Annotated in this window: 14 protein-coding genes; 10 read left to right on the forward strand and 4 right to left on the reverse strand. The window is 73.9% G+C overall.

Annotated features, from left to right (window positions below; all coding sequences use genetic code 11):
- Positions 1-36: 36 nt before the first annotated feature.
- A complete protein-coding gene (locus AB0H57_RS18175; RefSeq protein WP_091440819.1) occupies positions 37-240 on the reverse strand; it encodes a cold-shock protein in 204 nt (67 codons plus the stop codon).
- A 177-nt stretch (positions 241-417) separates the two neighbouring features.
- Here AB0H57_RS18175 and AB0H57_RS18180 point away from each other — a divergent pair, with 177 nt between their 5' ends.
- Entirely contained in the window at positions 418-1,101 is a 684-nt protein-coding gene (locus AB0H57_RS18180) for a 50S ribosomal protein L11 methyltransferase (protein ID WP_357507800.1), read from the forward strand.
- An 18-nt stretch (positions 1,102-1,119) separates the two neighbouring features.
- Here the strand turns inward: AB0H57_RS18180 and AB0H57_RS18185 are convergent, their stop codons facing one another.
- Entirely contained in the window at positions 1,120-1,773 is a 654-nt protein-coding gene (locus AB0H57_RS18185) for an MBL fold metallo-hydrolase (protein ID WP_357507802.1), read from the reverse strand.
- Positions 1,774-1,776: 3 nt separating this feature from the next.
- Positions 1,777-2,490, reverse strand: coding sequence for a maleylpyruvate isomerase family mycothiol-dependent enzyme (locus tag AB0H57_RS18190; RefSeq protein WP_357507804.1), 714 nt, complete (start codon positions 2,488-2,490; stop codon positions 1,777-1,779).
- Between the two features lie 232 nt (positions 2,491-2,722).
- Between AB0H57_RS18190 and rsgA the strand changes: the two genes are divergently transcribed.
- From rsgA to AB0H57_RS18215, 5 genes are all read left to right on the forward strand, one after another.
- Positions 2,723-3,799 (forward strand): ribosome small subunit-dependent GTPase A, encoded by a 1,077-nt coding sequence (gene rsgA / locus AB0H57_RS18195; protein ID WP_357507806.1) that lies wholly within the window; start codon positions 2,723-2,725, stop codon positions 3,797-3,799.
- Positions 3,800-4,034: 235 nt separating this feature from the next.
- Positions 4,035-6,980 (forward strand): excinuclease ABC subunit UvrA, encoded by a 2,946-nt coding sequence (uvrA, locus tag AB0H57_RS18200; RefSeq protein WP_357507807.1) that lies wholly within the window; start codon positions 4,035-4,037, stop codon positions 6,978-6,980.
- A 171-nt stretch (positions 6,981-7,151) separates the two neighbouring features.
- Complete coding sequence (locus AB0H57_RS18205) at positions 7,152-7,640, forward strand: Rieske (2Fe-2S) protein (RefSeq protein WP_357507809.1); 489 nt, start codon at positions 7,152-7,154, stop codon at positions 7,638-7,640.
- Between the two features lie 62 nt (positions 7,641-7,702).
- Complete coding sequence (gene uvrC, locus AB0H57_RS18210; RefSeq protein WP_357507811.1) at positions 7,703-9,700, forward strand: excinuclease ABC subunit UvrC; 1,998 nt, start codon at positions 7,703-7,705, stop codon at positions 9,698-9,700.
- A gap of 1,111 nt (positions 9,701-10,811) precedes the next feature.
- Positions 10,812-11,465: a C39 family peptidase gene (locus AB0H57_RS18215; RefSeq protein WP_357507813.1), complete on the forward strand. Its 654-nt coding sequence runs from the start codon at positions 10,812-10,814 to the stop codon at positions 11,463-11,465.
- 65 nt (positions 11,466-11,530) lie between these two features.
- Here the strand turns inward: AB0H57_RS18215 and recQ are convergent, their stop codons facing one another.
- A complete protein-coding gene (gene recQ, locus AB0H57_RS18220) occupies positions 11,531-13,369 on the reverse strand; it encodes a DNA helicase RecQ (RefSeq protein ID WP_357507815.1) in 1,839 nt (612 codons plus the stop codon).
- A 181-nt stretch (positions 13,370-13,550) separates the two neighbouring features.
- On the opposite strand from recQ, the gene AB0H57_RS18225 reads away from it, so the two are divergent.
- The 4 genes from AB0H57_RS18225 (at position 13,551) to whiA (ending at position 20,586) form a co-directional block, all read left to right on the forward strand.
- The gene (locus AB0H57_RS18225; RefSeq protein ID WP_357507817.1) at positions 13,551-17,456 is read left to right on the forward strand and encodes a hypothetical protein; all 3,906 of its coding nucleotides are present in this window, start codon (positions 13,551-13,553) and stop codon (positions 17,454-17,456) included.
- A 245-nt stretch (positions 17,457-17,701) separates the two neighbouring features.
- The gene (gene rapZ, locus AB0H57_RS18230) at positions 17,702-18,589 is read left to right on the forward strand and encodes an RNase adapter RapZ (protein ID WP_357507913.1); all 888 of its coding nucleotides are present in this window, start codon (positions 17,702-17,704) and stop codon (positions 18,587-18,589) included.
- Complete coding sequence (gene yvcK, locus AB0H57_RS18235) at positions 18,586-19,551, forward strand: uridine diphosphate-N-acetylglucosamine-binding protein YvcK (RefSeq protein WP_357507819.1); 966 nt, start codon at positions 18,586-18,588, stop codon at positions 19,549-19,551. The genes rapZ and yvcK overlap by 4 nt, the downstream gene beginning before the upstream one ends.
- A gap of 54 nt (positions 19,552-19,605) precedes the next feature.
- On the forward strand, positions 19,606-20,586 hold the full coding sequence (gene whiA / locus AB0H57_RS18240; RefSeq protein WP_030337350.1) for a DNA-binding protein WhiA: 981 nt from the start codon (positions 19,606-19,608) through the stop codon (positions 20,584-20,586).
- Positions 20,587-20,787 lie beyond the last annotated feature (201 nt).

Genomic DNA, 20,787 nt, shown 5'->3' on the forward strand with positions numbered 1-20,787 from the left:
GCGGCGGCCGGTACGGCCGCCGCCACCGGCACGGAACTACAGCGGACGGACGTTGTCCGCCTGCGGACCCTTCTGCCCCTGGGTCACCTCGAACTCGACCTTCTGCGCCTCGTGCAGCTCTCGGTAACCGCTGGAGGCGATGGCCGAGTAGTGGACGAAGACGTCCGGACCTCCGCCGTCCTGCTCGATGAAGCCGAAGCCCTTTTCCGAGTTGAACCACTTGACCGTGCCGGTTGCCATGCATCTCTCCCTGTTCATGCGGCGGACCACCGACGCGCCGTCGATGATCGCCCTTACCCTGTCGACAGTAACCGCCCGGAGCCCGATCCGGCGGCGGAAGTGCCGGCGAGCCCCAGTGAATCCGCCGACGGCGGAAAACCGGCCCATCGGGACGGCGACTGCGGCATGCTGGCCCGGATGGTCCTTCCCACAGCCTCAGCGCTGACCGAACTGGAGCACGAGATCGCGGCTCCGGGCGAAGGGCTGGACCGACTCCGGCTGGTCGAGACGCCCTTCGTGCCCGAGGTCCGGCTGCACCTCGCCGAGGACGCCATCGTGTGGTGGGCGCGGATGGAGGCCGCGGCGCGGCGACCGCTGCCCGCGCCGTACTGGGCCTCCGCCTGGGCGGGCGGGCAGGCGCTGGCCCGCCACCTGCTCGACCACCCCGAACTCGCCCGCGACCGCACCGTGCTCGACCTGGGCACCGGATCGGGGCTGGTGGCCATCGCCGCCGCACTGTCCGGGGCCGGCCGGGTGGTGGCCAACGACATCGACCCGTACGCGGGCGCCGCGGTCGTCGTCAACGCCCGCGCGAACCGGGTCACCGTCGCGCCGGACGTCGGTGACCTGCTCGACGCCGAGGTGGACGTCGACCTGCTGCTGGCCGGGGACGCGCTGTACAGCGGGGCGATGGCCGCCCGGGTGCTGCCGTTCCTGAGCCGGGCCGCGGCCGGCGGCACGCAGGTGCTGGTCGGCGACCCGGGACGCGGCCACCTGTCCACGCCGGGCTGGGAGACGGTCACGAGCTATCCGGTGCCCACCACCGAACCGAGCGTCGACCTGGCACCGCGCCGGGTACGCGTGCTGCGCCCGCTGCCCTGACCGCCGGCCGGGCCGCGCTCACCAGCCCCGGGCCCGCCACTGCGGCAGGGCCGGGCGCTCCGCGCCGAGCGTGCTGTCCCTGCCGTGACCGGGATAGAACCAGGTCTCGTCCGGCAGCCGGTCGAAGACCTTGTGCTCGACGTCGTCGAGCAGCGACGCGAACCGCTCCGGGTCCTGGTCGGTGTTGCCCACGCCGCCCGGAAAAAGCGAGTCGCCGGTGAACAGGTGCGGCCCGCCGGACGGGTCGCGGTAGAGCAGCGCGATCGAGCCGGGCGTGTGCCCCACCAGGTGGATCACCTCCAGCGTGCAGTCGCCGACCGCGACGGTGTCGCCGTCGCGCAGCGGCTCCGCCGCGATGGGCAGGCCCTCGGCGTCGTCGGCGTGCACCACGGCGCGGGCGCCGGTCTTGGCCACCACCTCCTCCAGCGCCACCCAGTGGTCCATGTGCCGGTGGGTGGTGACCACCGTGGCCAGCCCGCCCTCGCCGACCAGCTCCAGCAGCCGGGGCGCCTCGTTGGCGGCGTCGATCAGCAGCTGCTCGCCGGTGTCGCGGCAGCGCAGCAGGTAGGCGTTGTTGTCCATCGGGCCGACCGACACCTTGGTGACGGTGAGCCGGCCGAGTTCGCGTACCGCCGCGGCGCCGTTCGGGGCCACGTCTCCGCTGTAGGTCATCTGCTAGATCCATTCCGGTGGGGTCGGGAGCGGGCCGTCGGGCTCGACGGTGAGCCCGGTGCCGTCGGCGCGGCCGATCAGCCAGGCGGCCAGCGCGGGCGCCGGGCCGGTGATCGTGGGCGCCGACGCCGTGCCGATCGGCAGCTCGTGCCGGCTGCCGTCGAAGCGCAGCACCATCGCCGGCGCGTCCGGGCGGGTGGCGAGGTCGGCGGCGACCTCGTGCAGCAGCCGGTGGGCGAACGCCTCGGGCCAGTCGGCCGGCGCGTAGCCGGCGCCGAGATCGACGTGGTGCACCTCCAGCTCGCGCAGCCGCGCCCAGACCAGCCGGGCGGCCACCAACGGGCCGCGGTGGGTCTGCACGGTCGCCGCCCAGGCCGGCGCCGGCATGGCGGCCACCGCCGCGGCGAAGCGTTCGTGCGAGCGGCGCAGGTCGTCCAGGTGCGCGGCGGGCGGGCGGGCGGCGCCGGCCTCGATGTCGGCGGTGCGGGCGGCGGGGCTGGCGTACATCGGGATCCGCTCGCCGGTGCGGGCGGCGGTCAACAGGTTGACCAGCCCGTCCGCGTTGCGCGCCAGATGGGTCAGCACGTGCCCGCGGGTCCAGCCGGGCAGCGGCGAGGCGGCGGTGATCGCCGCGGTGTCGAGGGTCTCCGCGGTGGCCAGCAGCCGGGCCGTGGCGTCGTCCACCTCGCCGGTCAGCAACAACGGGTCGGTGGTCACCCGTCGACCCTAGCGGTCCGCCCGCGCCGCGTCGTCGTGGAAATCGCTTTCGGCGCGTCGGCGGGCCACCTACCGTCGGCGTCGACGGCTTCCGGTCGCAGCGCCGCGTCGGACGCGCCCAGCCGAAGCCGTCGCAGCGCGGCACCGACAGTCGGAAGGCGAGGTGGTGACCATGCCGGACGTAGCACGCCAGTTCCGCCACAGCCAGCTTCGACACCGATGGGGAACCGCGATGACGATCGATCTGACCGCCCTCGGCTGGGACGCCGAGCGAGCGGCGTACGTACCCGACCGGTCCGGGCGTCGCCCCGGCCGGGTGGCCCGGGTGGACCGCGGGGTGTGCACCGTGCTGACCGCCGACGGGCCCACCCGGGCCAGCCTGTCCGGGGCGGTCCTCGCCGCCGCGGCCCGGGACCCGGCCACCCTGCCCTGCGCCGGCGACTGGGTGCTGCTCGAACGCTGGCCGGACGGGCCGGTCACCGTCGAGGCGGTGCTGCCCCGGCGCACCGCGCTGATCCGGCGCACCGCCGGCAAGGACGCCAGCGGCCAGGTGCTGGCCGCCAACCTGGACGTCGGCGCGGTGGTCGAACCGGTGCACCCCGAGCCGGACGTCGGCCGCATCGAGCGGCTGCTGTCGGTCGTACACGAGTCGGGGGCGCGACCGCTGGTGCTGCTCACCAAGGCCGACCTGGCGGCCGACCCGGCCGCGATCGCCCGGCAGTTGGCCGCGGTGGCGCCCGGGGTGCCGGTGCTGCCGGTCAGCGCCGAACGGGGGGAGGGGCTGGACCCGGTACGGCCGCTGGTCGCCGCCGGCCGCACCCTGGGTCTGCTGGGCCCCTCCGGCGCCGGCAAGTCGAGCCTGGTCAACGCGCTGGCCGGGGCCGTCGTCATGCCGACCCAGGCAATCCGGCGGGTCGACGGCAAGGGCCGGCACACCACCACCTGGCGGGCCCTGGTGCCGATTCCCGGCGGCGGCGCCGTGCTGGACACCCCGGGGGTCCGCGCGGTCGGGCTGCTCGACGGCTCGACCGGCCTGGACCGGGCGTTCACCGACATCACCGAGCTCGGCACCGGCTGTCGGTACGCGGACTGCGCGCACGACGCCGAGCCGGCCTGCGCGGTCCGGGCCGCGCTGGACGCCGGTGAGCTGCCGGTCCGCCGGTACGAGAGCTGGCGCCGGTTGCAGCGTGAGCTGGCCCACGAGAGCCGCCGCCGGCAGACGCGGGTGGCCGCCCAGCGCCGGGGCGGCTGGCGCGGCGAGCGGCGCCGGGCCCGCTCGACGCCGCCGCCGGAGCCGGGCGGGTTCTGAAACGGCGGTCGGGCGGGGTGCGCGAGCGCTCCGCCCGACCGTGCTGAGCTGGGGGAATGCGCGCGACGGGAAAGTTGTCGTACCTCGGGGCTAGAGTTGCCCAGGCGTCTCTGCTGCGCCTCGACCACGTTCAAGAACAGCCCAAGAACAGCCCAGGAACAGCTCAGACCCCGCTCAGACCCCGCTCCGAGCGGACAGATCCGCCGCACATTCTTCTTCCGGGAGCACACGCACCGTGGCCGACCGACTTATCATCCGTGGCGCGCGCGAGCACAACCTGCGTGACGTCAGTCTCGACCTGCCCCGGGACGCCCTGATCGTCTTCACCGGGCTCTCCGGGTCGGGCAAGTCGAGCCTGGCCTTCGACACCATCTTCGCCGAGGGGCAGCGCCGCTACGTGGAGTCGCTGTCGTCGTACGCCCGGCAGTTCCTCGGCCAGATGGACAAGCCCGACGTCGACTTCATCGAGGGCCTGAGCCCGGCGGTCTCCATCGACCAGAAGTCCACCTCGCGCAACCCGCGCTCCACGGTCGGCACCATCACCGAGGTCTACGACTACCTCCGGCTGCTCTTCGCCCGCGTCGGCGAGCCGCACTGCCCGGTCTGCGGCGAGCGGATCTCCAAGCAGAGCCCGCAGCAGATCGTCGACCGGGTGCTCGCCATGGCCGAGGGCACCCGGTTCATGGTGCTGGCCCCGGTGGTGCGCGGCCGCAAGGGCGAGTACGTCGACCTCTTCGCCGAGCTCCAGGGCAAGGGTTACGCCCGGGCCCGGGTCGACGGCGTGGTGCACCCGCTGACCGAGCCGCCCAAGCTCAAGAAGCAGGAGAAGCACACCATCGAGGTGGTGATCGACCGGCTCACCGTCAAGCCGAGCGCCAAGCAGCGGCTGACCGACTCGGTCGAGGCGGCGCTGGGGCTCTCCGGCGGGATCGTGCTGCTCGACTTCGTCGACCTCGCCGAGGACGACCCGGGCCGCGAGCGCCGCTACTCCGAGCACCTGGCCTGCCCGAACGACCACCCGCTCGCCATCGAGGACCTGGAGCCCCGGGTCTTCTCCTTCAACGCCCCGTACGGCGCCTGCCCCGAGTGCACCGGCCTGGGCACCAAGAAGGAGGTCGACCCGGAGCTGGTCATCCCGGACCCGGAGCGCACCCTGCGCGACGGCGCGATCCAGCCCTGGTCGACCGGGCACAACCTGGAATACTTCCTGCGCCTGCTGGAGGCGCTCGGCGCGGCCGAGCACTTCGACATCGACACCCCGTGGCGCAAGCTGCCGTCCCGGGCGCAGAAGACGATCCTGCACGGCTCCGACGACCAGGTGCACGTGCGGTACCGCAACAAGTACGGCCGCGAGCGGTCCTACTACACCGGCTTCGAGGGCGTGGTGCAGTGGATCGAGCGCCGACACGCGGACACCGAGAGCGAGTGGTCCAGGGACAAGTACGAGGGCTACATGCGGGACGTGCCCTGCGCCGCCTGCGGTGGCGCGCGGCTCAAGCCCGAGGTGCTGGCGGTGACCCTGGCCGGCCGGAGCATCGCCGAGGTTTGCAACCTCTCCGTCGGCGAGGCGGCCGACCTGCTCGCGGGCATCGAGCTCACCGACCGGCAGAAGATGATCGCCGAGCGGGTGCTCAAGGAGATCAACGCCCGGCTGCGGTTCCTGCTCGACGTCGGGCTGGACTACCTCTCCCTCGACCGGCCCGCCGGCACCCTCTCCGGCGGTGAGGCGCAGCGCATCCGGCTGGCCACCCAGATCGGCTCGGGCCTGGTCGGTGTGCTGTACGTGCTGGACGAGCCCTCCATCGGCCTGCACCAGCGGGACAACCACCGGCTGATCGAGACGCTGGTCCGGCTGCGCGGGCTGGGAAACACGCTGATCGTGGTCGAGCACGACGAGGACACCATCCGCACCGCCGACTGGATCGTCGACATCGGTCCGGGCGCGGGCGAGCACGGCGGCCGGATCGTGCACAGCGGCTCGGTGCCGGCGCTGCTGGAGAACCCGGAGTCGGTCACCGGGGCGTACCTGGCCGGCCGCAAGGAGATCCCGACGCCGCCGGTGCGGCGGCCGCAGACCCCGGGCCGGGAGCTGGTGGTGCACGGGGCGCGCGAGCACAACCTGCGCAACCTCACGGTGAGCTTCCCGCTGGGCCAGCTCATCGCGGTCACCGGGGTCAGCGGCTCCGGCAAGTCGACCCTGGTCAACGACATCCTGCACGCCGTGCTCGCCAACCAGATCAACGGCGCCCGGCTGGTGCCGGGCCGGCACACCCGGGTCAGCGGGCTGGAGCACGTGGACAAGGTCGTCGGCGTCGACCAGTCGCCCATCGGGCGCACGCCCAGGTCGAACCCGGCCACCTACACCGGCGTCTGGGACCACATCCGCAAGCTCTTCGCCGAGACCACCGAGGCCAAGGTCCGGGGGTACGGTCCGGGCCGCTTCTCGTTCAACGTCAAGGGCGGCCGCTGCGAGGCCTGCTCCGGCGACGGCACCATCAAGATCGAGATGAACTTCCTGCCGGACGTGTACGTCCCCTGCGAGGTGTGCAAGGGCGCCCGGTACAACCGGGAGACCCTGGAGGTGCACTACAAGGGCCGGACCGTCGCCGAGGTGCTGGACATGCCGATCGAGGAGGCGGCCGAGTTCTTCTCCGCGATCCCGGCCATCCACCGGCACCTGCGGACGCTGGTCGACGTCGGCCTCGGGTACGTCCGCCTCGGCCAGCCCGCCCCGACGCTCTCCGGCGGTGAGGCGCAGCGCGTCAAGCTCGCCTCCGAGTTGCAGAAGCGTTCCACCGGCCGGACGGTCTACGTGCTCGACGAGCCCACCACCGGCCTGCACTTCGAGGACATCCGCAAGCTGCTGATGGTGCTGGAAGGGCTGGTCGACAAGGGCAACACGGTGATTACCATCGAGCACAACCTCGATGTGATCAAGACCGCCGACTGGCTCATCGACATGGGTCCGGAGGGCGGCCACCGGGGCGGCACCGTGCTCGCCACCGGCACCCCGGAGGAGGTCGCCGAGGTGCCCGAGAGCCACACCGGCGAGTTCCTGCGCCCGCTGCTCAAGCTCGACGGCGCGGCCAAGGGCGCCGCGGCGGCCACCGGCCGGGCGGCGAAGGCCAACGGCACCGGACGGTCGCGGGCCACCCGCAAGGTGGCGGCCGCCGCGCGCTGACCGCGGCGGCGCTCCCTGCCCCGGTCCCGTGGCCCCGACACGGCATGAAGCTGCACGTTTCCTGCGAATACCTCTTCTGTGACGCGCCGGTATGAACCGGACCGCAGAGTGGGGCGTATGAACGGGTAGGGTCGCGGATCATGGCCGCGGCCGCGCAGAGGAGGGGCCGACATGGGTGACGATCAGGAGCTGACCGGGCCGGCTGGGCAGACGCGCCGGACCCTGCTGGCGGGGGCCGGCGCGGTCGGGGCGGCGGTCGTGCTGGCCGGCTGCGGCGGCAGCGACGGCGCGGGCACGGGGACCCCCGTGCCCACCAGCGGCGGTCCGGGGGCGACCGGCGCCGGGGACGCCGAGGGCGGTGACCGGGACAGCACCGGTCCGCTGGCCCGGACCACCGACATCCCGGTCGGCGGCGGCGCGATCTTCGCCGACAAGGGTGTGGTGATCACCCAGCCGGCGGCGGGTCAGTTCAAGGCCTTCAGCCCCATCTGCACCCACCAGCGCTGCCCGGTGTCGAACGTCGACGGCGGCACGATCAACTGCACCTGCCACAACAGCCGCTTCTCGATCAGCGACGGCTCGGTCAAGCAGGGCCCCGCCACCAAGCCGCTGCCCCCGAAGAACATCAAGGTCACCGGCGAGCAGATCACCCTCGCCTGAGCGCCCGGCGGCGCGGTGCGGTGACGGGCGGGAGTGTCGGGGGAGCGGACTACGCTTGGCGCGTGGCTGACCCCTCGACCTACCGTCCCGCGCCCGGCACGATCCCGGAGTCGCCCGGGGTCTACCGCTTCCGCGACGGCACCGGTCGGGTGATCTACGTCGGCAAGGCGCGCAACCTGCGCAGCCGGCTCAACTCCTACTTCGCCGACCCGGTCAACCTGCACCAGCGCACCCGGCAGATGGTCTTCACCGCCGAGTCGGTGGACTGGATCACCGTCGCCACCGAGGTCGAGGCGCTCCAGCAGGAATACACCTGGATCAAGCAGTACGACCCGAAGTTCAACGTCCGCTACCGCGACGACAAGTCGTACCCGTACCTGGCGGTGACCCTCGACGAGGAATACCCGCGGTTGCAGGTGATGCGCGGCGCCAAACGCAAGGGCGTGCGCTACTTCGGGCCGTACTCGCACGCCTGGGCGATCCGCGAGACCCTCGACCTGCTGCTGCGGGTCTTCCCGGCCCGGACCTGCTCCTCCGGCGTGTTCAAGCGGGCCGGCCAGGTCGGCCGCCCCTGCCTGCTCGGGTACATCGGCAAGTGTTCGGCGCCCTGCGTCGGCAGCGTCTCCGCCGAGCGGCACCGGGAGATCGTCGACGGCTTCTGCGACTTCATGGCCGGCCGCACCGACGCCATGGTCCGGCAACTCGAACGCGAGATGCTGCGGGCCAGCGAGGGGTTGGAGTTCGAGCGGGCGGCCCGGCTGCGCGACGACGTGGCCGCGCTGCGCCGGGCGATGGAGAAGCAGACCGTGGTGCTGGGCGACGGCACCGACGCCGACGTGGTGGCCTTCGCCGACGATCCCCTGGAGGCCGCCGTCCAGGTCTTCCACGTCCGGGGCGGCCGGGTCCGCGGCCAGCGCGGCTGGGTGGTGGAGAAGACCGAGGACGTGACCACCGGCGACCTGGTCCACCACTTCTGCACCCAGGTGTACGGCGGCGAGCAGGGCGAGGCCGACGTGCCCCGCGAGTTGCTGGTCCCCGAGCTGCCGGGCGACGTCGACGCGCTCGCCGACTGGCTCTCCACCCGCCGCGGCAGCCGGGTTTCGCTGCGGGTGCCGCAGCGCGGCGACAAGCGCTCCCTGATGGAGACCGTGGAGCGCAACGCCAAGGACGCGCTCACCCGGCACAAGCTTAAGCGCGCCGGCGACCTGACCACGCGCAGCAGGGCACTCGACGAGATCGCCGACGCGCTCGCCATGCGGACCACCCCGCTGCGCATCGAATGCTTCGACGTGTCCCAGATCCAGGGCACCGACGTGGTGGCCAGCATGGTCGTCTTCGAGGACGGGCTGCCCCGCAAGAGCGAGTACCGGCGGTTCATCGTCCGGGGCGCCACCGACGACCTCTCCGCGATGTCCGAGGTGCTGCGCCGGCGGTTCGCCCGCTACCTCGACGCCCGGGCCGAGACCGGGGAGGTCGGCGAGGAGACCGCCGGCGACCCGGACCGGCCGGGCGTCGAGGACGCCGCCCCGTTCGTGTCTGACGAGCCGCGGTTCGGCGCCCTCGTCGACCCCACCACCGGGCGGCCGCGCAAGTTCGCGTACCCGCCGCAGCTGGTGGTGGTGGACGGCGGCGCGCCGCAGGTGGCGGCGGCCGCGCAGGCCCTGGCCGAGCTGGGCATCGACGACGTGGCGCTCTGCGGGCTGGCCAAGCGGCTGGAGGAGGTCTGGCTGCCCGACGACGAGTTTCCGGTCATCCTGCCGCGCACCTCGGAGGCGCTCTACCTGCTGCAACGGGTACGCGACGAGGCGCACCGCTTCGCCATCACCTTCCACCGCCAGCGGCGCTCCAAGCGGATGACCTCCTCCGCGCTCGACAACATCCCCGGCCTCGGCGAGGTACGCCGTAAGGCGCTGCTGCGGCACTTCGGCTCGCTCAAGCGGCTCTCCGCCGCCACCGTCGAGGAGATCACCGAGGTGCCCGGGGTGGGGAAGCGGACCGCGGAGGCCATCCTCGCCGCGCTGGAGGCCGACGCCAGCCCGACCCCGTCGGCCTCGTCCTGACCGTTCGCTTTCCTGGCCGTTCGCCTTCCTGGCCGTTCGCCTTCCTGGCCGTTCGCCTTCCTGGCCCTTCGCCTTCCTGGCCGCGCGGCTCCCCGACGTGCTGGCGACCCTCCACTCGTCTTCCTGGCCGTTCGGTGGGACCGCCGCCTGATGGCCGGTCCCTGGGTACCAGCCCGGTGTGACGCCGGGTCGGGTCACTGTCGGCGGCCGAATCGCGTTTCGGCTGGCGAGTCAGCGGCGGGTGGTCCGCGCGGTCGGCGTGGCCCATGGCGTCCTGCGTGTCGGCTCGCGAGTCGTGTCGGCTGGCGGTCGTGTTGGGAAATGAGCGTGATACCTCTCAGGTATCAAAATGCCTCAGAGGTATCAGGGTCACCGGCGTCACCGCCGGGCGTCCTGTCACCCAGCGTCACCATTCCCCCTTGATCGACCGGCCCGGCCCTCCCCAGCTTCCCCTCTCAATGGTGGAGCTCGCGGGGGGAATGTCGGCTTTCTACCAAAACCCCATGGTCAACGCGGGGAGCCGCGAAGGGTGCCGGGAGCCGCGAGGGGCGCGGGGGGCCGCGAGGGGGCGAGGGGGCGGGGGCCGCGAGGGGTGCGCGGAGCGGCGAGGGGCGCGCGTGGGCCGCGAGGGGCGCGCGTGGGCCGCGAGGGGCGCGCGGAGCCGCGAAGGGCCGTGGGCAGCCTCCGGGGTCGGGGCGGCGGGCTCTTCCGGCAGCGCGGGCGGCGGCAGGTCGGCGGCGAGGCGCGCGGGCGGCGGCGAGGGGCGCGGCCGGCGGCGAGGGGCGCGGTCGGTTCGACGTCGACCGCCACCGCCCGGCCCGGCGTGGTCCCGTTCGGGGCGGTTGGGGTCGGATGTCCGGTTCTCCGGGTCGGTGGGGGTGGTCGGGGTCACCGTGGGGGTGGAATCGGTGCGGGATCGGGGGCGTTGGACATGGCTCACCGCGCGGCAACCCGACCCCGGCCCCCTCAGGCGGGGGTGTGGAATGGTCCGCCGCCGGTCGTCGTTACACCCCCGGGCCACCCGAGCAGGCCACCAGATCGCCGGGCCGCCCACCCCGAAGACCTTTCCCTGCGGCGCCGTCGCGTGCCCCCCGAAGCAGAGGAGTCGCACATGCGTACCGATCTGATCCGCAAGAGCGCCCTGACCATCGCCGGCATCGCCGCCACCGCCGGCGGTATCGCCGGTCCCGCCATCGCCGCACACGCCGCGGAGGCCAAGCCCGCGGCCCAGGTCCAGGCCGACCGCAAGAGCAGTGGCGAGCGGGAGCTGGGCGTGCGCTACGAGGCGCAGCCGAACTTCTACTACTGCGGCCCCGCCGCCGCCCGTAACGCCCTGTCCGTGCAGGGCAAGAACATCGACATGGACGCCATGGCCAAGGAGATGCGTACCACCGAGGCCGGCACCGACTCCATCAACGACATCACCCCGGTCCTGAACAAGGAGACCGGCAAGGACGTCTACAAGTCGGTTGAGATCCGCGACCGCAAGGCCGACGACAAGCAGACCGACAAGCTGCGCGCCGACATCGTGCGCACCGTCGACAACGGGCGTGCGGTGGTCGCCAACATCGCCGGCACCGCCACCGACACCGACGGCAACACCCACAGCTTCGAGGGCGGCCACTACATCAGCGTCATCGGCTACCGCGACGGCGGCAAGACGGTCACCATCGCCGACTCCGCCGACCCGAACATGGCTTCCTACCGGATGAGCGTCGACAACCTCGCCGACTGGATCGCCACCCGCGGCTACGCCACCAACTGACCGAGGTCGACAACGCGAAAGGGCCCGACCCCACCAGGGGTCGGGCCCTTTTCGTTGCCGGGTGGCTAATCCTCGGCCAGTACGGCGAGGATCGGCTCGCCGTACTTGGCCAGCTTGTTCTCGCCGACGCCGCTGATCCGGGACAGCTCGGCCAGCGAGGTGGGCGCCTCGGTGGCGATCTGGCGCAGGGTGGCGTCGTGGAAGATGACGTACGCCGGCACCCCCTGCTCCTTGGCCGTGGCCGCCCGCCAGGCGCGGAGCCGCTCGAAGAGCGGGGCCGCCGCCGGGGGCAGCTCGGCGGCCGGGGCCGCCGACGCCCGGGACCGCGCGGCGCGGCCGGCGCGCTCCGGTTCCCGGCGCATCATCACCGTCCGGCGCCGGCCCAGCACCTCCGCGCTGGCCTCGGTCAGGGCGAGGGTGCCGTAGTCGCCCTCGACCGCCAGCAGGCCCTCGGCCAGCAGCTGCCGGACCACCCCCCGCCACTCGGCCTCGCTCAGCTCGCCGCCGATGCCGAAGGTGGAGAGCGCGTCGTGGCCGTGCTGGGTGATCTTGTCGGTCTGCTTGCCGAGCAGGATGTCGACGCAGTGCCCGGCGCCGAACCGCTGGTTGCGTTCCCGGTCCAGCCGGTAGACCGTGGAGAGCAACTTCTGCGCGGGCACCGTGCCGTCCCAGGACTCCGGCGGCTCCAGGCAGGTGTCGCAGTTGCCGCACGGGCCGGCCGCCGGCTCGCCGAAGTATTCCAGGAGTTGCGCCCGGCGGCAGCGGATCGTCTCGCAGAGCGCCAGCATCGCGTCGAGGTGGGCGGCGAGCGAGCGGCGCCGGGCCAGGTCCCCGTCCGACGTCTCGATCATCTTTCGCTGCTGCACCACGTCCTGCAGCCCGTACGCGAGCCAGGCGGTGGACGGCAGCCCGTCCCGCCCGGCCCGACCGGTCTCCTGGTAGTAGCCCTCCACCGACTTGGGCAGGTCGAGGTGGGCGACGAAGCGTACGTCGGGCTTGTCGATGCCCATCCCGAAGGCGATGGTCGCCACCATGACCAGCCCGTCCTCGCGCAGGAACCGCTGCTGGTTGGCCGACCGGGTCGCCGCGTCGAGGCCGGCGTGGTAGGGCAACGCGGGGACGCCGTTGGCCACCAGGAACTCGGCGGTCTTCTCCACCGAGGCGCGGGACAGGCAGTAGACGATGCCGGCGTCGCCCGGGTGCTCGTCGCGCAGCAGGCTCAGCAACTGCTTGCGCGGCTCGCGCTTGGGCACGATGCGGTACTGGATGTTGGGCCGGTCGAAGCTGGCCACGAAGTGCCGCGCGCCGGTGAGGTCGAGCCGGGTGGCGATCTCGGTGCGGGTGGCGGTGGTCGCGGTGGCGGTCAGCGCGATCCGGGGCACCTTCGGCCACCGCTCGTGCAGCATCGACAGCGCCAGGTAGTCGGGGCGGAAGTCGTGACCCCACTGGGCCACACAGTGCGCCTCGTCGATGGCGAACAGCGCGATCGCGCCGCGGTCGAGCAGGTGCAGCGTGGACCGGGTGCCCAGCGCCTCCGGTGCCAGGTAGAGCAGGTCCAGCTCGTTGTCGAGGTACGCCCGCTCGACCTGCCGCCGGGCGTCGAGGTCCTGCGTCGAGTTGAGGAAGCCGGCGCGTACGCCGACCGCGGTGAGCGCGTCGACCTGGTCCTGCATCAGCGCGATCAGCGGCGAGATCACCACCGCCACGCCGTCGCGGACCAGCGCCGGGATCTGGTAGCACAGCGACTTGCCGCCGCCGGTGGGCATCAGCACGAGGGCGTCCCCGCCGTCGACCACGTGGTCGATGACCTCCCGCTGGAAGCCGCGGAACGCGTCGTAGCCGAAGATCCGGCGCAGCACCCCGGCCGCGTCCTCGGTCCGTTGCTCGGTGGTGGGGGAGACCATTCGGGCAGTGTACGAGCTTCCCCCGACGACACCCGGCCGCGGCGAGCGCGGCGCAGCAGCCGCCCGCCCCGGCGCCCGCACGGGCACCCGATCGCCATGAGTGGATGGCATCATCACGTACGGTTCGTGCGCCGCGCCGCGGCGCGGACCGGTCGACGGGCACGGGAACGGGAGGCGGCAGGTGGACCCGGGCGCGGGGGACGGCCAGGTACGCCTGGAGGCCCACGCCTCCGGCTCCGGTGTGATCTACCAGGCCGGTCGGGACCAGCACCTGCACTTCAGTTCGGGTGGCGTCCGGCGGGCCGAGGGTGGCCCGGTCGCCGACGAGTGCCCGTACCCGGGCATGGAGGCCTTCGACGTCGACCAGGCGGCCTGGTTCTTCGGCCGCGACCGGGTGACCCACCGGCTGGTCGACCGGCTGGACGAGCGGCGGCGGGCCGGGGGAGCGCTGGCGGTGGTGGCGGCCTCCGGCGCCGGGAAGTCCTCGTTGCTGCGGGCCGGGCTGCTGCCCGCGCTGGCCCGGGGCGCGCTGCCCGGTTCCCGGCACTGGCGTTACCTGGTGCTCACCCCCACGGCCGACCCGGTGGGTGAGCTGACCACCCAGCTCGCCGAGCTGACCGGCGCCGCGCGGGCGGAGGTCTCCCGGGCGATGGCGGCCGGCCCGGCCGCCGTGGTCGACCTGGTCCGCGCGGCGTTGCCGGCCGATGCCGCTCCCCACCCGGGGTTACGCCTGCTCGTCGTGGTCGATCAGGTGGAAGAGCTGTTCACCCTCGGCGCCGACATCACCGCGCGGCGGTGCTTCCTCGAGGTGCTCGCCGCCCTGGCGGAGCCGGGTACCGGCGGCGAGCCGCCGCTGGCGCTGGTCGTGCACGGGATCCGCGCCGACTTCTACGCCGCCGCCATGGCCGAGCCCCGGCTGAGCGCCGCGTTGCAAGAGGGGCAGGTGATCATCGGTCCGATGACCACGGCGGAGCTGCGCGAGGCGATCGTCAACCCGGCGTTGCGCGCCGGGCTGGACGTCGAGCCGGGCCTCACCGAGCTGCTGCTGCGCGACCTGGGCGCGCTCGGCGACGCCGGCGCCGACGAGCCGGATACCGGGTACGACGCGGGCCGGCTTCCGCTGCTGGCGCACGCCTTGCGGGCCTGCTGGCAGGAACGGCACGGCAGCATCCTCACCGTGGCTGGCTACCTGGCCACCGGCGGCATCCGGGACGCCGTCGCCCGCACCGCCGAAGGCGTGTACGACCGGCTGGCGCCGGACGCCCGACGGATGGCCCGGACGATGTTCCTGCGCCTGGTGCGGATCAGCGAGGACACCGAGGACACCCGGCGGCGGCTGCCCCGCGCGGACCTGATCGAACGCGGCGCCGACCCGGCGGCGGCCGAGGTGGTGATGGCCGCCTTCACCGAGCGCCGCCTGCTCACCCAGAGCCGGGAGACGGTGGAGATCACCCACGAGGCGCTGATCCGGCACTGGCCCCGGCTGTGCCGGTGGATCAGCGAGGAACGCGCCGACGACCTGACCCGGCAGCGGCTGGAGGAGGCCGCTGCCGGCTGGGACCGGGACGGGCGGGACGTCGGCGCCCTCTACCGGGGTGCCCGGCTGGAGACCGCCCGCGCCTGGACGGTCGGCACCGACCGGCAGCTCAGCGCGGTGGCCGCCGAGTTCCTGGACGAGTCGGCCCGCCGCGAGCGGGACGCGCTGCTGCGGGAGCGTCGGGTGGCCCGGTTCCGCCGGCGTGCCCTGGCCGCGATGACCGTGCTGGCGGTGCTGGCCAGCGTCGGCGTGGTGGTCGCCGGGGCGCAGTACGGCAACGCCGCCGACGGCCGTGCGCGGGCGCAGGCGGCGAGTGCCACCGCCGACGAGCAGCGGCGGCTGGCGGTGCTGCGGGCAGCGCTCGGTGAGGCGGCGGGCAAGCGGGCCAACGATCCGCGGGACGCGCTGCGTCTGGGCCTGGCGGCCCTCGTGGCCAGCCCGGCTCCGCAGACCCGCGGCGGGCTGCTGGAGACGCTACGGCAGACCCGGTTCGACGGCGCCGGGCCGGAGCCCTCCCCCCTGGGGAAGGTGGATGGCGCGGTGTTCAGCCCGGACCGGCGGTGGCTGGCGGTCCTGGCCGACACGGTGGGTGGCCCGGTGGCGCTGTGGGAGGTGACCGACCTGGCGCGGCCCCGGAAGGTCGCCGACCTGCCGGTGGGTGGCGCGGCCACCAACGTCACGTTCAGCCCGGACAACCGGGCACTGGCGGTCGTCACCGACGACGGCCCGCTGTGGTTCGGCGCGGTCGTGGGGCCGGACGGCCCCCCGGCGCTGGTCGAGCTGCCCGGGTCGCGGGGTGTTTCCGGTGTCGCCTTCACCCCGGACGGTCGCACCATGGCGACGACGATCGACCGGGGTGCGGCGGACGACCTGACTCTCTGGGACGTCCAGGGCCCGGCCCGGCCTCGTCGGCTGAGCGTCCGGCCGGCCGACGAACGCTCCGACGAGGTGTGGTTCAGCCCGGACGGCCGGCTGCTGGCGACCGGATCGGGGCTGATGAAGTGGCGCCGCGATCCACCCACCCCGGAGAACCTGATCCAGGACTCCGGGGTGACCCTCTGGGACGTCGGCCAGCCGACCAGGCCTCGCCGGCTGAACAAGTTCCGCTACTTCGGCGGCCGTTTCCGGTTCCACCCGGGCGGCCGGATGATCGCCGCCGCCGACAACCGCAGCGTGGCGCTCTGGGACGTGTCGACGCCGGCCCGGCCGCGGCTCGCCGGCCGGGTCGATGCGAAGTCCGCGGACATCGGGAGCTTCGAGTTCAGTCCGGACGGCCGGCACTTCGCCACCGGCCTCGACGACGATCAGACCGTGCTGTGGGACGTGGCCGACCCGGCTCGGCCGGGCCGGGTGACGGCGGTCGGCGGTCGGCGGGCCGAGGTGCCGGCCGTCGTGTTCAGCCGGGACGGCCGGACGTTCACCACGGTGGACGCGCAGGGCCGACTTGCGCGGTGGTCGGTGCAACCGCCGCGCCAGCCGACCGTGGTGTACCGCAGCGAGGGCACCGGCGTCGGGGCCGCCGAGTTCAGCCCCGACGGCGGGACGCTCGTGGTGGCCAACTACGGCCGGGGCGTGACGCTGTGGGACGTGGCGGACCGGTCGCGTCCGGCCCGGCCGGTGCGCCTGCCCGACTCCGGGGCGGACGGCGTCGGTGGCCTGAGCCCGCTCGCCGTCTCGCCGGACGGTGCCACCGTCGCCACGCCCGGCCCCACCGAGGCGGACGGGCAGGTGCTGCTCTGGGACGTCCGGGACCGGCGCCAACCCCGGCGTACCGCGACCGTCCCGGCCGGCGACCACGTCGCGTTCCTGGCGCTGCGGGAACGGGCCGGTCGGCGGCTGTTGTTCGTCGGCGCCAGCGGGCTGCTGACCGTCTGGGACGTGACGGCGCCGGTCCCGGTCCGGACCGTCGCCGTCCACGGCGGCGGGGACGGGAACGCGGTGAGCCCCGGGGGTGATCTCGCGCTGCTCACCGACGGGCAGGTCTGGCCGGTGCCCGCACCGGCGGACGGCGACGAGGCGGCGGAGCCGGTGCGGCCGGCCGGGATGTCGGACCAGACGCGCATCCTCGGGGGCGCCTTCGACCGGTCGGGACGGACGCTCGCCGCCACCGGCTGGCCGGACGACAACACCTCCGTCCTCGGTCTGTGGGACGCCGCCGGTGGGAGCGGACCCGGCCCGGTGGCGTCGGTGCCGGTCGACTCCGATCGGATGACCGGGCTGGACTGGCATCCGAGCAACACCCTGCTCGCCGGCGCGGACACCGACGGCCGGGTGGTCCTGTGGGACGTCCGGGACCGGGGCGAGCCCGTGGCGGTCGCCGAGCTGCGCGAGCACTCGAACGCCGCCCACGTCCGGCTCTCCCCGGACGGGCGGACCATGGCCACCTGGAGCAGCCGGGACTGGACTTTCCTCCTCTGGGACCTCGGCGACCTGCCGGGCATCTCCACCGACCCGATCGGTCGGGCCTGCCGGATCCTCGGCACCGGTCTCGACGAGCGGGAGTGGGCCCAGCGTCTCCCCGGCATCCCGTACCGGCCCTCCTGTCCGTGATCCGGGAATGCTCGGGCGGCGCCGCACGCTTGCCCAGGGGTGGGGACCGCTCCGCGGGGGTGCCGGACCGACGGGCCCGCGAAGGATAGAGTCGCTGTTCGACCACGCGCGGCCGGAAACCGGCCGGGACGTCACGGGTAAGGGGTAGTGGGTTGAGCGAGGCGGAAACTGCTCAGAACCGGACAGCGGGCGACCTGCCGGCCGAGCCGGGGGTGCACGGGGCGGTTTCGAACGCGGGCGCGCCGGTGACCGGTGAGCTGGCGCCGGGGGAGGGGGAGACCTCCCTGGTGGTGGTGACCGGCCTCTCCGGCGGCGGGCGCAGCACCGTGGCCCGGGCGCTGGAGAACGTCGGCTTCTACGTGGTGGACAACCTGCCCCAGGCGCTGATGCTGGACATGGCCGAGCTGGCGCTCAAGGCCGGCGGTGCGGCCCGGCGTACCGCGATGGTGCTGGACGTGCGGTCGAGGGCCTTCTCCACCGACCTGGCCGGCGCGATCCGCGAGCTCAAGGACCGGGGCTTCCACCCGCGGGTGGTGTTCGTCGACGCCGACGACGAGGTGCTGATCCGGCGCTTCGAGAGCGTCCGCCGGTCGCACCCGTTGCAGGGCGACGGCCGGCTGGCCGACGGCATCGCCGTGGAGCGGGCGCTGCTGGAGGAGGCGCGGGACCAGGCTGACGTGATCATCGACACCAGCCACCTGAACGTCAACCAGCTCCGGCGCCGGGTGGAGGAGCTCTTCGGCGGCGAGGAGGCCCGCCGGCTGCGGGTCACCGTGCTGTCGTTCGGTTTTAAGTACGGCCTGCCGCCGGACGCGGACTTCGTCCTCGACGCCCGGTTCCTGCCCAACCCGTACTGGGTGCCCGAGTTGCGGGAGCACACCGGGCGGGAGGAGGCGGTCAGCGCGTACGTGCTGGGCCAGGAGGGCGCCGACGAGTTCGTCGCCGCGTACGCCGAGCTGGTGAACGCGACCACCGCCGGGTTCGAGCGCGAGGGTAAGCGTTACCTGACGGTGGCGGTGGGGTGCACCGGCGGCAAGCACCGCAGTGTGGCGATCACCGAGGAACTCGCCGCGCGGCTGCGGCACGCCGACATCGCCGCCAACGCGCAGCACCGGGACCTGGGGCGGGAATGACGGTCAGGGTGGTGGCCTTCGGCGGCGGGCACGGCCTGTCGGCGTCCCTGCGGGCGCTGCGGCACTGCACCCCGCAACTCGACCTGGACATCACCGCGGTGGTGACCGTGGGCGACGACGGCGGTTCCAGCGGCCGGCTGCGCGCCGAGCGGGGCGGCCTGCCCCCGGGTGACCTGCGGCAGGCGCTGGTCGCGCTGGCCGGTGACGCCCCGGCGACCCGCCGCAGCGCCGGGCTGTTCCAGCACCGGTTCGCCGCGGCCGGCGGTTCCGCCGACGGGCTGGCCGGGCACGCGGTGGGCAACCTGGTGCTGTGCGGGCTGATGGAGCAGTTGGGCGACCCGGTCGCCGCGCTGGAGCAGGCCGGCGCCATGCTCGGCGCGGTGGGCCGGGTGCTGCCGATGTCCCCGCACCCGGTGGACATCGAGGCGTTGGTGCGCGGCGCCGACCCGGCGTACCCGCACCAGGTGCGCACCCTGCGCGGCCAGCACCAGGTCGCGGTGACCGGCGGCCGGGTCGAGTCGCTGCGACTCACCCCGGACGCGCCGGCCGCCTGCGCGGAGGCGGTTGCGGCGACCGGTGCGGCGGACTGGCTGATCTTCGGGCCGGGCAGTTGGTACACCAGCGTGCTGCCGCACCTGCTGGTGCCCGGGCTGGCCGCCGCGATCGTGGACAGCCCGGCCCGGCGCCTGGTCACGCTGAACCTGGCGGCCGAGAAGGAGACGCTCGGGCTGTCGGTCGCCGACCACCTGGCGGCGTTGCACTGGTACCTGCCCGAGCTCAAGGCCGACCTGGTCCTGGCCGACGGCAAGGCGGTGGGTGACCCGGAGCCCGTCGAACGTGCGGCAGAATCGCTGGGTGCCCGCCTGCTCCTCGCCCCGCTCGCCGTCGCCGACGGCACGCCCCGACACGATCCGGCCGCACTGGGCGCCGCACTGGTGCCTGTCCTGGGCGCCGATCGTTAAGCACGTACGTAATCACCGGCGACACGCCGCTACCGGACCGTGAGGGGGCGCAGAATGGCGATGACAGCTGCGGTCAAGGACGAGCTGAGCCGGGTCGACGTGCCCAAGCCGTGCTGCCGACGCGCGGAGATGGCCGCCCTGCTGCGGTTCGCGGGGGGCCTGCACATCGTATCCGGCCGGGTGGTCGTCGAGGCGGAACTCGACACCGGCGCGGTGGCCCGGCGGCTGCGCCGGGAGATCGCCGAGGTGTACGGCTATCCCAGCGAGATCCACGTGCTGGCCTCCGGCGGCCTGCGCAAGGGCAGCCACTTCATCGTCCGGGTGGTCAAGGACGGTGAGGCGCTCGCCCGGCAGACGGGCCTGCTCGACGTCCGCGGCCGGCCGGTCCGCGGCCTGCCGCCGCATGTGGTGGCGGCCAATGTCTGCTGCGCGGTCTCCGCGTGGCGGGGCGCGTTCATGGCGCACGGCTCGCTGACCGAGCCGGGCCGCTCCAGCGCGCTGGAGATCACCTGCCCCGGTCCGGAGTCCGCGCTGGCCCTGGTCGGCGCGGCCCGGCGGATCGGCATCACCGCCAAGAACCGCGAGGTCCGCGGGGTGGACCGGGTGGTGGTGAAGGACGGCGACGCGATCGCCGCGCTGCTCACCCGGATCGGCGCCCACTCCAGCGTGCTGGCCTGGGAGGAGCGCCGGGTGCGCCGGGAGGTGCGGGCCACCGCCAACCGGCTGGCCAACTTCGACGACGCCAACCTGCGTCGCTCGGCCCGCGCCGCGGTGGCCGCCGCCGCCCGGGTCACCCGGGCGTTGGAGATCCTGGCCGACGAGGCGCCCAACCACCTGACCGACGCCGGCCGGCTGCGCCTGGAGCACCGGCAGGCGTCGCTGGAGGAGCTGGGGGCGCTGGCCGACCCGCCGCTGACCAAGGACGCCATCGCCGGCCGGATCCGCCGGCTGCTCGCGCTGGCCGACAAGCGGGCCCGCGACCTGGGCATCCCCGATACGGAAGCGGCAGTCACGCCGGACATGCTCGTGGTCTGATAGGACGGTGGTGGCCGGCGGAACTGACCGAGCGCGGCGCGGGGCCGTGGCCGGGCGGGCCGGGGCGTACCGGATCTTGCCCCGGCGCAGCGCGGACCCCCGCGCTCGGATAGGGTCACGACGTACGGCAAGGGGGCCGGCACAGGCACTCCTCGCCGTGCTCACCGCCTCGGGCGGTCAGGTCCTTCCGGACCGCGGCGG

This window comes from Micromonospora sp. NPDC050686, assembly GCF_040654475.1.
Lineage (GTDB): Bacteria > Actinomycetota > Actinomycetes > Mycobacteriales > Micromonosporaceae > Micromonospora.